Origin of the sequence: Thioalkalivibrio sp. ALJ21 (assembly GCF_000378605.1) — a bacterium.
In the GTDB taxonomy this organism is placed as follows: Bacteria; Pseudomonadota; Gammaproteobacteria; order Ectothiorhodospirales; family Ectothiorhodospiraceae; genus Thioalkalivibrio.
In genome coordinates this window covers 418,554-433,447 of the sequence record NZ_KB905155.1, presented here as the reverse complement: position 1 = coordinate 433,447, position 14,894 = coordinate 418,554, and the positions used below count along the sequence as shown (strand labels likewise).

The following is a 14,894-nucleotide window of genomic DNA, read 5'->3' as shown; positions in this document are numbered from 1 at the left end:
GCCAAATTTACGGGAGGGCGACAATCAGCGGGCCGTGTCCTGCCCCATCAGATACTCGGCCAAGACCCGGTAGGCCGGCAGCGAGGTTGCATCGTTAGCCGCGTTGGTCGCCAACGGGTGGGAGGCCAAGCGCACAATTACCATCTCTGCGGACGGGTCGATCCAGATCGTCTGGCCGTGTACGCCGCGAGCGGCAAAGACGCCATGGTCGTCGTGACTTATCCACCACATGCTACGATAACTCCAACCATCAAGGCCTCCGAAGCCGGCCTTAGAGAAGGCTGCCTTGTCACCGCCCTCGCGGATGCGTTTTATGGCCTCCTCGGGCAGCACCTGCTCGTCTCCGAGGCGCCCCCCATCGAGAATCAGCTGGCCCAAACGGCCCAAGTCTCGCAGGGTGGCGTTGAAGCCACCGCCTGCGAACGGCGTACCGATCGAATCTACGGTGAAAAAGGCCTCTCGCTCCGCCCCTATCCGCGACCAAACCCGCTCAGCCAGCCAATCGGCGACACTCTTTCCGGTGGCCCGAGAGATGATCCATCCCAAAGCATCGGAGTTGATGGTGCGATAGCCGAAGGCCTCTCCGTGCTCACCAGCCTTCTCTACAGTCTCAAGGAACGCGAAGTAACCGCGAGGCCCATCGTAATCTGCTGGCGGCGGCAGCGGGCTGCCAGCTTGAGCATAAGCCCATACGTCGGCCTCGGGGTCAGAGTAATCCTCTGAAAAGTCGAGCGCGGTGGTCATATCAAGCACCTGGCGCAGAGTGGCGTCGCCAAAGGCGCTGTCAGCGAGCTCCGGCACCAGTTCACCAACGCGAGCCTGTTCATCCAGTGTGCCCTCAGCCACTAGCGTCTCGCCAATCAACCCTGTGAGCGACTTGGTAACCGACATCACCCCATGCAGGGTGTGTTCATCCAGACAGCCGGCGTAGCGCTCGTACACCACCCGACCTTGGTGAAGCACTAGCAGACCGTCGGCGTGATTCACGTCGAAGGCTTCACTCCACGTCATCAACTCTGAACCGTCGGAGGGCTGGAATGTCAGGTCATCAATCGCGGGGTCGGATGCATAGGGCAAGGCCCGAGCACCCTCGGGCCCAGACCGCACACCGACGGTGGGCATCAACTCACGGAAGTGGCAGACCGTCCACTTGAGCTTATCGCCGACGAAGTAATCGTCATCGGTGAAACGGATAGTGCGATCCTCCGGTGGCGGGAAGCCCTGCATCCAATCCATTGGTGCTACCGTTTCGACACCGGCGGCTGAAGTCGGTGGCGCCAACGCTGCCCCGATCACGAGCAGGGTCGGGATAAGTGCTGCGTTCGTGGTTCTGATCATGATGTGCTCCGATTGGCGTTGGATGGCCACGGCGCACCGGCAATCGCCCGTCCGATCAGTTGCCAGGTAGGCGCGCGGAAGGGACACCGTGCAGTATGATGGCTTCGCAACGCAGATTGTGACGGATACCACGCCAATTTCATCGGGTTAATCCAGTTCCTGTACCCCTCCACCCGAAACGGTAAGGATCTGACCGCTGATCCAGCTGGAAGCCCGAGAGCACAGGAATAGTGCCGCATTGGCAATATCCTCAGGCTCGCCGAGTCGTTTTAGGGGAGTACGGGCAAGCATGCGCTGCTCAATCTCGTCGTTGAGCACCGACATCAGCGCCCTGGTGCGAGTGGCTCCCGGCGCGATGCCGTTGATGCGGATGTTTTTTGGGCCAAGATCAAAGGCGATGTTACGCACCAAGTGGCTGGCGGCGGCCTTCGAGGAGCCATACGCTGCCATGTGTTGGTTCCTATTCTCGGCCGACATCGAGGTAATGGCGAGAATCGCGCCACCGCCGACCCTCTCCATCTCAGGCGCGGCCAGCTGGGCAAGGCGAAACAGCGGAAACACGTTCAGGTCATAGGCGCGACGAAAGTCCTCCATAGGCATGTCGAAGGGCTTGGGTCCACCGCCGCCGGCGTTGCTGACCAAGAGCGTTAGCTTGCCGAAGGCCTCTACCGGTTTGGCCACCGCTGCGGCAAGATCCTCTTCTCTGGTAACGTCACATGCCATGCTGGTCGCACGACCACCTTCGGCCTCGATACCTTCGGCTACCGCAGCGGCCGCAGCGGCATCCAGATCGCTGACGACTACTGCAGCTCCGGCCCGGGCGAAACTTTCGGCTATGGCTCGGCCGATTCCGGCGCCGGCCCCTGTAACAAGGGCGGCTTGACCGCTCAACGCGAAAAGCTGGGGATCGTACATAAAAACCTCCGATATAGCGATGAGGGGGAAGTTACCAAGTCAAGCTTGCTTGGCTCTGGCTCATCATCTACCCCTCTCTACGAGTCGAATCTGAGAGCAGATTAACTTCTTGTAGTGGTCGGGTGATTTCCTGCTCTCAAGAATTGTTGGGGCTGCCCACTTACGCTCGCATGCGTTGAGCGACAGTTAGCTCAGGTTCGCGCGCCTTCGGCGCTCGTTGTAGTAGCCAACGGTGTAAACCGTGATGCTTCGGTGAGGCTCTCCCTGGTTAGCCTGATACTTCCTTCAAGCCCGCGCGGGTCCGTATGTAGGTGATGTCCGCCACACAGGCCGCGTTCGGGCACGCGGCTGGAACTGCTTGTCCAGGTATTTCGCCACCACATCCTCCGGCTCGTCCCGCTGCGCCGTGACCCCGAACCCCCGCTTTCAGACCCGGCACAGCCCATCCTCCCCCATCAGATGGCGGACCCGATAGCAGCCGACCTCAACATCGTCCATCCGCAGCTCCGACTGCACACGGCTTCTGCCAACGGGCCACCCACACTGTTCGCACGTCTTTTTGCCCCAGTGCAAGGCCGGCGCGGTCGCCGGCCGCACGTCTGCAATGCCCAGTAGCCCGACCGGTTCATCTCCAGCAAACCGCAGAACCGCTGCTCCGAGGCCTTTTTTGGAATGACCTTGCCCTCACAGCCGGCGGTTCTCTTCCTCCAACTCCCAGATCCGGCGCTGCACCGGCGTCAGGGGCCGGCCATCGCCGGCCTCCGCGGGCCTTCCAAGTCCGATGGTAGGACTCAACTGCCCTAGGGCCCAGCCTCAACGACCCGTTCCGCCTTACGACCCTCCGTGTGGATGACGACCACCGGACGGACAGGCAAGTCGGCTAATAAACGGTAAAGCCGGATACGCAACCGCTCGGCTCTCCGCATGTCCCTTGCGGGCAACCGAATCTCCAGAAGGAGGTACGGCCCAACCTTCGTATAGCGTGCCTGCCGGGCCGGCACTGCCGCCTCATTCAGAGCCGTGATCACCCGGGCTCTCAGCTCAGCCGGCGGGGCAGCCAGAACCAGCTCGCGTACAGCTTCCAAGGTCATCTTCAGCGGTACACCAATGAAGTATCCAGCCACCAGGAGCACCATGACCGGATCCGCATAGACGGCATACTCCGAAAATGCGGTGCGCTCCAGCAACACCGCCAGGCCGAAGCCCGCAAGGACGGCCGCACTCAAAAGCGTATCCATCAGCCACTGGCGGCGCTCGGCAGAGACCAACCCGCCGGGGGTACGAACCTGCACCCAGCGCAGATAACCCCACACGACCACACAGGCCACTGCGCTAATGGCCGCGAATAACATGGCCATGCCCGTCTCCACTACGCGACCGCCGGTCAACAGCGCGTGCAAGGCCAATGCAATCGACAACAGGGAAACCAGCGCAATAGTCAGCCCCTTCACGGTAATAACCAGTGGTTCAATCGCGGCACGACCGAAGGGGAAACGCTGGTTTGCTGGCCGCCGCACAACCCGTGCGGCGTACACCGAGAGCAGCGACAGCACCAGACTTACAAGGGAGTACGCCCCGTCGAACAGGATCACCAGGGAGTTAACCCACAAGCCCCAAACGATACCCCCAAGGGCAAACATGCCGGCCATGGTGGCAGACAGATACAGCGCCGTTTTTTCCCGCGCCCAGAACGAACTCATGATGACCTCCCATTGAATTGCTGGCTATTCTAGGGAGCCCAATTCAATAATGTGAGTCGCTGAGCGACGGGTTTTCCGTCACCATGAGGCTATGAAAGACAGCCAGATCGAAACGTTTCTCGCCGTGGTAGAACAGGGCAGCGTCGCGGCCGCCGCACGCACCCTCGACCGCAGCCGCACCACGGTGAGCACCGCCTTAAGCGCGTTAGAAGACGAACTGGGGGTGGTGCTGTTCGAGCGCAGCGGCAATCAACTCCACCTCACCCCGGTGGGCGGCAGCATCGTGACCGACTGCCAGCGCCTGCAGCAAGTGGCCGGGCAGATCCACGCCCGTTGCCGGCACCACATGAGCGGTGCCGAATCGGCGCTGCGCATCGCCCGCGACGACGCCATCCCTGAGGCTACGTGGCGGGACCTGCTGCGTCGCCTGAAGAACGCATTTCCGCATACCAGCGTATCCGTTTATCTGGCTCCACCCCGGGAGCTGCCGGAGCTTGTGGAACGCCAGGCCGTGGATGTGGCCTACGGCTTAATGCCCCAGTTGCTCACCGTGGGCTACCAGTGGTTTCGAGAGCTCGCAGACGTGCGCATGCTTACGGTCACCGCCACCGACCATCCACTGGCAGCCCTCCCCCGGGTCACGCAGGACGACCTCGTCGGACATACGGAGATTGTCATGGCCTATTTGGACAGGGACGGCCTGATCCCAGAGTCTCCCGACACTGACAACTACCTCGCCTTCACGCAGTACGAACTGATCCGCGACGCAGTGATCGAGGGTTCCGGCTGGGCCGATTTACCCTTTCCGCTCATCAGCAGCGCCCTGCGCCAGGAACAACTTCGCACAATCCCTCATCCGGCCGCTAAGTGGTGGAAGACCTTCTGCGTACTGGAATCCGAACAGGCCCACGGAGGTCCCGTGGTGACCTGGCTGGCCAATGAGCTGGAAACCTACCTGACCCGAATCAACTGAGAGCACGAATTCAACGGTGTCGTATTGCCCTGATCTTCTCCTGCGCCCCTGTGGCTCCGGTACCTGTTCGATCAACTCCGTTCTCACGTTGAAGAAGAGGCGGTCGGCCACCGCATAGCCCCAGCACTAAATTCGCCGGCTCGAAATGCAGCGGACGCCATACTGCGACAGAAGATGCCGCCAGACGTCACTGGTACACTGACCGGGTCGGTCGGCTTGAACCAGAGCCCCGGCTCGTGTTCCTGACTGTGCAGCCCCATCCCACAACAGCGCCGCCTGGACGCGGCGGCTGCCGTACGACTACCCCCGACTGATCGAGCGCCACCATGACCCGCTGTGCTAGCACACAAGGCCGGCGCGGCCGCCAACCGCACGTCGGTGCCACGTCGCAGCCCGACCGGCTCACCTCCGGTAGATCGCAGACCCACTTCAGTTAAGTTTTCTCGCTCAGAGCACTGATGCAGCGCTGCATTACTTCAGTTCCCTGGAGTGGAAGGGGATTGCGCGTCTTCTAGGGTCTACCTGCCCCCCTAGCCGGCGGTTCTCTGACTCCAGCCCCGGGGCCACCGCTGATCCGGCGTCAGGGGCCGACCATCGACGGCGCCCCGGATGGATCTACCTTGGGTTGCTCGACCCAGCGACGAGCCGTCGTTTCGCCGACCCCGGGCCCCCTGACGTCTCCCCGATCAGTTCCACGTCATTCCACCGCTCGAGGTGCCCACGACAGTTGATCAACACACCCGGAAGCGTCAGAAGTCGCTTCCACTCACTGGAGGTGCACCGCCTCGAAGCGAGCACGTGCCTCACCATCACCGTCGATGAGCGTCAACATTTCGCCGTCGATTTGCCAGCTGGCGACGTCGCCAAGAGCATCGAGAAATTTTCTCTCGAACTCCATGATGGCGGCGGGGCAGGCCATCATGGTGGTGGCCACCTGGCCAAAGCTTAGCTGGTCACGGTCAAGTTCATACCCACCCATCATGCGGTTGCAACCGGTGGCGCCTGCCAGGCGAGCATCTTCAGCGTGCAGCACCAAGTGTGCCTCGCGTGCCTCTTCTGTAGCCACCGCCTCATCCTCTCCCAAGGTCACCAGCTTCCAGTAAGTATTCTCCAGACGCTCCGTGTCGCCGCTCCCATCTGTCGGTGCATCAAGCCCAGCACACCCACCCAAGAGCAAGATGCCAGCCAAAAGACCTACGAGACTCCAGTTCTGTTTCACCGCAACCAGTCCATTACCATTCACGAGCTCTATGAGACCACACAGAGGCACAAGGTTCCACATGGGCGATGGCATCAGCGTAAGCATGCGCAGTGCCCCTCCCAGAATGAAAGCCGTGGCGCGCGCCCATAACGTTCAGAGCCACACTATTGGCCGGGGACTCGTCATACGACTCGGGAAGGCCTGCCCTTGGCCCTGCGCGAACCATCTACCCGCGAGTGGCCAATAAAAGGCAAGGGTTCTAAGTGACCCACCCGGGCAACGTGACACTTACCAAATCCGCCGCACGTATTTAGTTCGGGCCGTTCTCGCAAGGACCTCGCTTATAGCATCGACCTCGAGAGAGCCCTGCAGAAAAGCGCCATTTGCTTTTTCGGAACCCCGGGCCTATGGTTGGCCTTAAGGTTCCACCTACCGCGAAATATGTCGCTCTACTAACCGATCATTCAGGCTTGGTAGCACCGATGGAAACGTACCTTATCGTCCAGTTCCGTCCTTCCCTGACCTTTCCGGTCTAAGCCGGACGCGGCATCGCGTCCGGCTATCCGATCTCCCAACCGAAGCTGTCGTCTGACTTTTCATATAAAAGTCGGGCCGGGCTCGTTATGTCTGCACAATCTGCGGAAATGGAGCACGAAGTGTATCAAGCATCTTCCCAATGGTATCCGCACAACCCGCTCGGATCCGGTCGCGCAACACAGGAACAGCGTTCACTGCGGGCGGAACTCAGAAATCTCGGAGAATCCCACGCCAATCTCGTCACGGCTTCGCACGGACAACGTGCGAATCGCGCCAGCGTAAGGATGCTCAATCTCACAGACATAAGGACGGCGCACCCTGGGCCTTTGCATCCTGCGCGTATCGCCCGAACGAGTAGCCAAATCTCTAAGTTCCGGCGTCTTTGGGGCACGCCCCAAACGCCCGAGGAGGCGGATCTCGATCCAGTCCGCCTCGTACAAGGCTACTTTACTAACCGCGTTTTCGGTCCTAGCTCCGGGCACACACCGGCACGATCAAGCGACCGAAACACTCTCGTCGTGCCGTCCTAGCAATGCCCCCGAGGCGCACCCGAACACTGACAACATCACTCTACAGGAAAGAATCATGAGCAAAGAAAAACCGAAGAAGAAGGCCCAAAAGAGTCTCAAGGAACGACGGCAGGAAAAACGGGAACGGAAAGATGAGCCATCCAAATCCTGACTGACCCGGACAATGGGAACCGCGCCGGGTCGCGCTTGCACTATGAACTCCACCGGTGAGGCGCAAGGACGCGCCATATCACCCGCCTGCAAGGGGCCATACCGGCCTCACCCCCCTGCCGCAGGCCAGTCCGCTTCCCTAGATTCGCACTGTGTGATTCCAGACCCTGACAGGGTAACGCGCCACCGTTGCGCCCTTGTCTCAGGATCACCCGGACCCGCGCACACCACGAGCAAGGTGTAGATATGCTGCCGCTCGATGTCATGGGCCTGAACTCCGTCCTGCATCGCTTCACCAATCTTTCCGGAGTACAACCGCTTCTGTCCACCTTCGACTAGCTCGCACAGGGGTCCTAGGTCCAGCCCCACCACCTCCTGGACGTGGCCCTGGTTCAATGCCTTCGGTTCCAACATCAGACGTGCCCTGTAGAGGACCGTTTGCATCTCCTCACCAATCTGCCCCCTGCCCGCATTGCGCCTGACCTTGCTTGGTAGGCCCGCCTGAGGCAAGTAATCAAACCAAGTCAACTGTGCACCCATCCTCTCGTCGGTCAGCGGCTTCAGAATTTGCGTCCTCGCCAGAGGTCTTCCTTTGAGAAGCCACCCCGTGATCCTGTTGACCATTTCGTCATGAAGATAATCTCGAAGCGCGTGAATCAGCGCAATCATGATCAGCAGCGTAATTGTCAGCCTGTGCACTGCCCTTATCGTGTGGAATATAAGCACAGTAAATAAAGTCATTATCACCATCGTGTAGAGCGCCTTCACTGCCCTGTATGTGGCGCGCCACAAATCGGTGGTTCGGGTCTTCGTGACGACAGAGTGCTCCAGCAATTTGTGGTACAGCGCCATCCGGTGCCACACTTGCGTCGGTGAGCCCCGGAAATCCGCCAAATATCCCTGCCGCTCTCTGTATTGACGCTCCGCAGCCAGATAGGCTCGGACGCGTCCGCTGTATGGTTCTCCCAAATTGGAAAACTGGGGCTTGCTCGCGCATTCCAAGAAAAACTGTTCCGAGTACCATGAGAAATATATGTCCATTCGTCTGAAGTATGACAGCTGCGCTTTACTCTCAGGGGGAAACTGTCGCAATCTGCGCGCTAAGTTCTCGCTCAGCTTAAGTGCGCGTTTCACAATCTCCTCGGAATTATCGCTGTCTTCGAATCGCTGACGAAGGTGATCTATGGAAGCTTGGTAACGGGACAGCCAAGTGCCACATAAAACTTCGTAGTGCGGCGACAGCAGAGAAATTGATGTATCCGCTAGGCTTGCCTTATCTTCAGCAGGCAGGCCTAGCATCCGAAATCCATGACGCCAGCGGTCCGGTACCGCCTTCGTCCCGCCAAGAGCGCGTTCGAGAGTCCCGCGATCATGAGGCGTAAACAGGTAAAGGGTAACCTCGTGTTCGCCCCCCTTCTGCAGGACTCTCTCGAGCTGCAGCCCATGCTTTCCTTTTCGTCTCAGCGTGAACAACTAAAAAACCCTCGCGATGACGGTGCGCCTCCGCAGAAGCGCGGCATACACTCCTGAATAATCCGTACAGCTCCCCAATCTGGGGCTCGGGTGTCCGATTTGGCGAAGCGGCGCCCTCGCGCCGACCCGACATCTCGAAGCATGAGAAACCTCATCCTCCGTCCGATGCACCTAATCTTCACCTATTCCTAGGCTCCCATACCCGCAAGAAGGCCTCTTAAGCTCCCGGACGAATAGTCGAATGTCTATTGTGTCGACAGATTGAACTCACCATTCGCGTGTCCACGCGCAAGTTAAGGCCAAAATCTCGCGGTCAGCGGTCAGCGGTCAGCGGTCAGCGGGCATCGGCACCCTCAGCATCAAAGACGTGCGCTGTGTGTCCTTCCCAGCCAGCCCCTCCCATGGCCTTGAACAGAGTGGCCGTTGCGGTCAGGCGGTCCCGAGCGGCCTCAACTGCCGTCAGCTCCGCCTCAAGCAGAGCCCGTTCGGCGTCGAGCAGCTCGAACCGCCCGGTCAGCCCCTCGTCATACTGTAGCTGGGACATGTCACGGGTATCCTCGATGGCCTCGAGCTGGCGCCCCACGGCTTCTATGCGGTCACTGCTCATGTCGTAGGCGATCAGGGCGTCGCGGACCTCGCGAAACGCGGTGGTTACGGTAATGTTGTACTGGGTCTCCGCCTGCGCCCGTAGAGATTCCGCCGTCTCCACCTGCGCTCGACTGCGCCCAAAGTCGAACAACGGCCCACCGACCGATGCGCCCAGCCCCCAAGTCTCGGAGGGTCCGGTGAATAGGTCGCCGGTGGCCGTGGCGGCGGTGCCGAGAACGGCCGAGAGCCTGACCTGCGGAAGCCGGTTCGCCTCGGCGATGCCGATTTCGGCGGTGGATGCCATCAACCCCGCTTCGGCGGCGCGGATGTCCGGTCGACGGCGGAGGATGTCGGCGGGCGTGTCTTCGGGCATGGCATCCGGTAGGCCCAACTCGCGCAGACGGCCTTCGCCGAAGTCCAGCTCGCCGAGCAGCTCGCCCGGCTGCGCACCCACCAGCACGGCGAGCGCGCTCTCCAGGGTCATGACCTGTTCACGCATCGGCGGCAGGCTGGCGCGGGTGGCCTCCAGATCCGATCGGGCCTGGCGCACAGCCAGCGCATCGGCACTGCCCTCCTCGTAGCGCGCCTCCTCAATGTACAGAGACCGCTGCCGTGAGCGGACCGTCTCCTCGGTCAGGACGAGCTGTTCCTCCGCGGCACGCAGGCTGATGTAGGTGGTCACTACGTCGGTAGCGACGTTCAGACGCACGGCATCGCGGCTGAAAGCGGACTCCAGCAGCATGGCCTCGGCGGCCTCCCGCTGGCTGGCGAGCCGGCCCCAGAGGTCCAACTCGTAACCGAGCATGCCCGAGACCGAAAACAGGTTGCCGGTGCCTGCAGTGCCCGGGAGCGGTGAGGTCGCCTCGGGCTGGCGTTCCCGCGCGGCTTCTGCCTGGGCATCCACCGTCGGCATGCGTTCGGCATCCGCCAAGCCAAGGCGGGCGTGGGCCTCCATCACCCGCTCGGCCTGCAACCGCACATCCAGGTTCTCTCCCAGGGCACGCTCCACCAGGTCGTCCAGTTCCGGATCGTCAAAGTGCGTCCACCACTCCTGCCAGTCGGCATCTTCGGCGGTGTCGAACAATTCGTGCTCCGGCCACTCATCGGGCAGGTCGGTTTCCGGCCGCTCGTACTCGGGTCCCACGGCGCAGCCCGTGATCAGGATCGTGGTGGCAGCCAGACTCAGTAGCTTACGCATGGGCTGCCTCCTTGCGTCGCCCGCGCCGCCCCTTCTGCCATGTGGCCAGGTCCTCCAGCAGTTTGTAGAACAGCGGCACGAACAGCAGCGCCAGGGTGCTGGCGGCGATCATGCCGCCCACCACCACGGTGCCAATCTCTTGGCGGCTGACTGCCCCGGCACCGGTGGCAAACACCAGCGGCAGGGTGCCGATGATGAACGTCAGCGCGGTCATCATGATGGCGCGGAAGCGCTGGCGGGCGGCCGCGAGTGCGGCGTCCAGAGACGACATGCCCTGGCTTCGGTTCTGGGCCGCGAACTCCACGATGAGAATGGCGTTCTTTGCCGCCAGACCGATTAGCACCAGCAGCCCGATCTGGAAGTAGATGTCGTTGGGAAAACCCCGCAGCGCCGAGGCAAGCGCCGCCCCGAACACAGCGAACGGAACTGCGGATGCGACGGCAATTGGCAGAGTCAGACGCTCATACTGGGCCACCAAAATGAGGAAGACCATGATCAGCCCCAAGGCGAAGGCAATGCCGCCGGCAGCCTCCGCCGCCTGGAGCTGGTAAGCCTCTCCGGTCCAACCGAGCAACTCATTGTCCGACAGCACCTCCGCTTCCACCGCCTGCATGGCGGCCAGGGCATCGCCGGTCGTATAACCCGGCGCCGGATCCGCCATGATCTTCGCCGCCGGATAGACGTTGAAGCGATCAATAATGTCGGGCCCGGTAGTGCGCTCCAGCGTCACCAGCGAGCTCAGCGGCAGCATGTCACCATCGTCATTACGTACGAAGACCCGCCGGAGGTCGTCCGGGTGACTGCGGTAGGCGCTCTGGGCCTGCATGTTCACCTGCCAGTTACGCCCCTCAAAGGTGAAATCGTTGACGTAGTCGGCCCCAAACGTGCTCTGCAGGGCGCCGAACACCTGGTCGATGGGCACGCCCGCGGCGCGCGCCTTCTCCCGGTCAACCTCGGCGTGGTACCGCGGAATACTCGTATCCAAGGTAACGTTCACGTTGGCCAACTCCGGGCGTTCGTTGGCGGCGGCGACGAAGCGCTCGCCAATTGCTTGGATTTCTTCCGGTGACTCGTCACCACGCACTTGCAGAAATCCTTCTACGCCACCCGTCAGTGACAGGCCCTGGATGGGAGGCGGTACAAAGGCGAGGATATTGCCCTCCTGCATCTGCGCCCCCATGCCCATGAACCGGTTTGCGAGGCCCTGAGCATCTTGTCCCTCGCCGGTGCGCTCGCTCCAATCCGCTAGCGTGAGAAATCCGACACCCGCATTGGGGCGCAAAGCGCCGGCGATCATGTCGAAGCCGGCAAAACTCACCACCTCGTCCACCTCATCCATGCCGACCAGCCGGTCGGTCACGGCGTCCCGGAAGGCCTCGGTACGCCCCAGTGACGCGCCGGCGGGCAGCATGGGAGCCACCAGCACGAAACCCTGATCCTCCTGTGGCACGAGGCCATCAGCCATGCGCGAGAGGGTGAAAAGAGCCACCCCGATCACGGCAACGAAAGCCAGTACGCCCACAACGGCATGACGCAGGAAGAAGTGCACGACACGGACGAACCCATTGGTTAAACGGTCGAACCCGGTATTGAACCAACGCAGCGGCGCCACCGGCTCCTTGAGCGGTTTGTCCAGCAAAATGGCGCACATGGCGGGGGTTAGGGTAAGGGCAACGACGGCAGAGATCACCACCGCGACCGCAATGGTGATAGCGAACTGCTGGTACAGCTCACCGGTCAAGCCACCGAGAAAAGCCACGGGCGCGAACACCGCCACCAGCACCAGGGTGGAAGCCACCACTGCCCCGGAGACCTGCTTCATGGTCTCCACGGACGCGTGGTAGGCCGACAAGGCCTTCTCCTTGATGAGCCGCTCGACGTTCTCCATGACGATTATGGCGTTATCCACCACCACGCCAATGGCCAGGATGAGCCCAAACAGCGTCAGCAGGTTGACCGAAAACCCAAGTGCCTGCATGCCTGCGAACGTGCCGATTAGGGAGACGGGTATCGCCGCCAGCGGGATAAGCGTGCTACGCAGGTGCTGCAGGAATAGAAACGTCACCGCCATCACTAGCAGCAGCGCGATGACCAGGGTTATCAACACCTCCTGGATGGAGGCCTCAATGAAATCGGTGGTGTCGTAAGGGACCTCGTACTCAAGGCCCTCGGGGAACCGCGGTTCCATCTCCTCCAGCACGTCACGGACCCGCGCCGCCGTATCCACCGCGTTGGCTCCCGGTTGCAGATACACGCCAATGGGAACAGTGGGCTGGCTGTTGTAGGTGGCGGAGAAATCGTAGCTCTGAGCGCCAAGCTGAACATTGGCCACCTGCCCCAAGCGCAGAGACTGCCCGTCGGCGTCGCTGCGAATGATGACGTCCTCGAAATCTTCAGGGTCGGTCAGCCTGCCTGGCGTGCTGACGCTGAAGGTAAAGGCTTGATCGCCCTCAGCGGGCTGAGCGCCAATGCGACCCGCAGCGAACTGCGCGTTTTGCTCCCGCAGGGCCGAGGCAATGTCCGACGAGGTAAGCTGGTACTGCGCCATGCGCTCCGGATCAAGCCACACGCGCATGGAATAGTCTTGGGCACCGAACAGCGACGCGTTCCCCACACCCGGGAGACGGACCAGTTCGTCGATAACGTTGAGCAGCGCATAGTTGCTGATGTCCACGTCATCCATGCTGCCGTCCTTGGAGAATAGTGCTAGGACCTGCAGGATATCCGTGGAGCGGGCTTCAACTCGCACGCCCTGTTGCTGCACTTCTTCTGGCAGACGTGCCAGCGCGCGCTGGACCCGGTTGTTGACGTTGATCGCCGCCTGGTCTGGGTCGGTACCCATGTCAAAGGTCACTACCAGCTGGATCGTGCCGGCGTCGGTGCTACTCGATTCCATGTAGATCATGTCGTCGACGCCGTTGATCTCCTGCTCCAGAGGCGCAGCCACGGACTCGGCGATCACTTCGGCACTAGCGCCCGGGTAACTGGCCTCGACCACGATTTCCGGCGGCACCACGTCCGGGTACTGTTCCACGGGCAGCGTGGCCAATGCCGCGCCGCCCATGATGAGTATGATGATGGAGACCACCGAGGCGAACAGCGGCCGGTCGATGAAGAAGCGGAACATCAGGTGCCCTCCTCATCGGTTATATCCACCGGTGCGCCGTCGCCGACAGAGGCGTGGCCGTTGATGATGACCCGGTCACCGTCGTCGAGACCGCTCAGCACGACCTGGTCACCGTCGACTACTCGCCCGAGCTCCACGGCGCGGGCACTGGCGTTGCCGTCGTCGTCCACCACATAGAGCAGGGGTCCGTCGGAACCTTCGCTGATGACCGTCTCCGGTACGCGGAACACGTCGTCCAGGGTCTCCAGAACCACGCGGATCCGCACGAACTGGCCGGGGATTATGGCGCCGTCCGGGTTGTCGAACACCGCTCGGGCGGTCACCGAACCGGTCCCGTGGTCGATGGTGCTGGCGGTGAAGTCCACTACTCCGTTCTGATCGTACTCACCCCCCTCGGGCAGCAGCAGCGCCACCTCACGGCGGTAGTCCTGGTCGTCACCGTCGGCGGCGCGGGCGCGCCGCGCGGTGCGCTGGATAGCGGCATCGTCCTCTGGGAGGGCAAAGCGCACATGCACCGGGTCGTGTTGCACAATTGTAGTAAGCTGCGTGCCTGGATCCAGCAAGCTGCCTTCCGGCACCGCTTCCAGGCTTGTGACACCGGAGACCGGTGCCTCCACCGTTGCGTAATCCAGTTGCAGGCGCGCTTGGGTGACATGCGCCTCCGCCAACGATACGCCAGCTCGTGCGAGTGTCACGGCGGATCGAGCTGAGTCGCGCTCCCGCTCGCTGATGGCATCACGTTCATACAGCCGCTCAATCCGGCGCCACTCACGCTCGGCTTCTTCCAGGTCGGCCCGGGCAGATTCCCGCTGAGCTGCTGCCTCCTCTAGCCGCGCTTCGAACGGCTCCGGGTCTATGCGGAATAGAGCGTCGCCCCGTTCAACCAACTGTCCCTCCTGGTACAGCCGCTGTTCGAGAATGCCCTCGACCCGGGCGCGAACCTCCACCTCTCGTGCCCCGTGGACGCGACCGGCGTAGTCCTGATGCACATCCACCGTCACTGGAGACACGGCGACGACGGTCACAGGCTGACGTGGCTGATCCGATTCGCCGGGACCCAGTTCGTCCCCAGAACAACCGCCCAGCAACAAAGCAGCAAACATTGGTACGCCAACGGCCACGATACGCCGGCCGTGGTTCTTTATTCGGAAGGTGGCCATCGCT

The 14,894-nt window shown here is 61.7% G+C and carries 9 protein-coding genes; 1 reads left to right on the top strand and 8 read right to left on the bottom strand.

What is annotated here, in order from left to right; translation table 11 throughout:
* Nucleotides 1-24 precede the first annotated feature (24 nt).
* The 3 genes from F579_RS0102050 to F579_RS0102040 all read right to left on the bottom strand — a co-directional run bounded on the left by F579_RS0102050 (nucleotide 25) and on the right by F579_RS0102040 (nucleotide 3,953).
* Entirely contained in the window at nucleotides 25-1,338 is a 1,314-nt protein-coding gene (locus F579_RS0102050; RefSeq protein WP_018875090.1) for a serine hydrolase, read from the bottom strand.
* 147 nt (nucleotides 1,339-1,485) lie between these two features.
* Nucleotides 1,486-2,253, bottom strand: coding sequence for a 7-alpha-hydroxysteroid dehydrogenase (gene hdhA, locus F579_RS0102045; protein ID WP_018174400.1), 768 nt, complete (start codon nucleotides 2,251-2,253; stop codon nucleotides 1,486-1,488).
* An 800-nt stretch (nucleotides 2,254-3,053) separates the two neighbouring features.
* Nucleotides 3,054-3,953 carry a cation diffusion facilitator family transporter gene (locus F579_RS0102040; protein ID WP_018174399.1) on the bottom strand — a complete coding sequence of 300 codons (900 nt, stop codon included), beginning with the start codon at nucleotides 3,951-3,953 and terminating at the stop codon, nucleotides 3,054-3,056.
* 91 nt (nucleotides 3,954-4,044) lie between these two features.
* Here F579_RS0102040 and F579_RS0102035 point away from each other — a divergent pair, with 91 nt between their 5' ends.
* Nucleotides 4,045-4,926 (top strand): LysR family transcriptional regulator, encoded by an 882-nt coding sequence (locus F579_RS0102035; protein WP_018174398.1) that lies wholly within the window; start codon nucleotides 4,045-4,047, stop codon nucleotides 4,924-4,926.
* A 766-nt stretch (nucleotides 4,927-5,692) separates the two neighbouring features.
* Here F579_RS0102035 and F579_RS0102030 read toward each other — a convergent pair.
* The 5 genes from F579_RS0102030 to F579_RS0102010 form a co-directional block, all read right to left on the bottom strand.
* On the bottom strand, nucleotides 5,693-6,232 hold the full coding sequence (locus F579_RS0102030) for an META domain-containing protein (RefSeq protein WP_018174397.1): 540 nt from the start codon (nucleotides 6,230-6,232) through the stop codon (nucleotides 5,693-5,695).
* A 1,220-nt stretch (nucleotides 6,233-7,452) separates the two neighbouring features.
* The gene (locus F579_RS0102025) at nucleotides 7,453-8,817 is read right to left on the bottom strand and encodes a hypothetical protein (RefSeq protein ID WP_231362975.1); all 1,365 of its coding nucleotides are present in this window, start codon (nucleotides 8,815-8,817) and stop codon (nucleotides 7,453-7,455) included.
* 334 nt (nucleotides 8,818-9,151) lie between these two features.
* The gene (locus F579_RS0102020) at nucleotides 9,152-10,603 is read right to left on the bottom strand and encodes an efflux transporter outer membrane subunit (protein ID WP_018174395.1); all 1,452 of its coding nucleotides are present in this window, start codon (nucleotides 10,601-10,603) and stop codon (nucleotides 9,152-9,154) included.
* On the bottom strand, nucleotides 10,596-13,730 hold the full coding sequence (locus F579_RS0102015; RefSeq protein WP_018174394.1) for an efflux RND transporter permease subunit: 3,135 nt from the start codon (nucleotides 13,728-13,730) through the stop codon (nucleotides 10,596-10,598). The genes F579_RS0102020 and F579_RS0102015 overlap by 8 nt, the downstream gene beginning before the upstream one ends.
* A complete protein-coding gene (locus F579_RS0102010; RefSeq protein ID WP_018174393.1) occupies nucleotides 13,730-14,890 on the bottom strand; it encodes an efflux RND transporter periplasmic adaptor subunit in 1,161 nt (386 codons plus the stop codon). The genes F579_RS0102015 and F579_RS0102010 overlap by 1 nt, the downstream gene beginning before the upstream one ends.
* Between the last annotated feature and the right edge of the window lie 4 nt (nucleotides 14,891-14,894).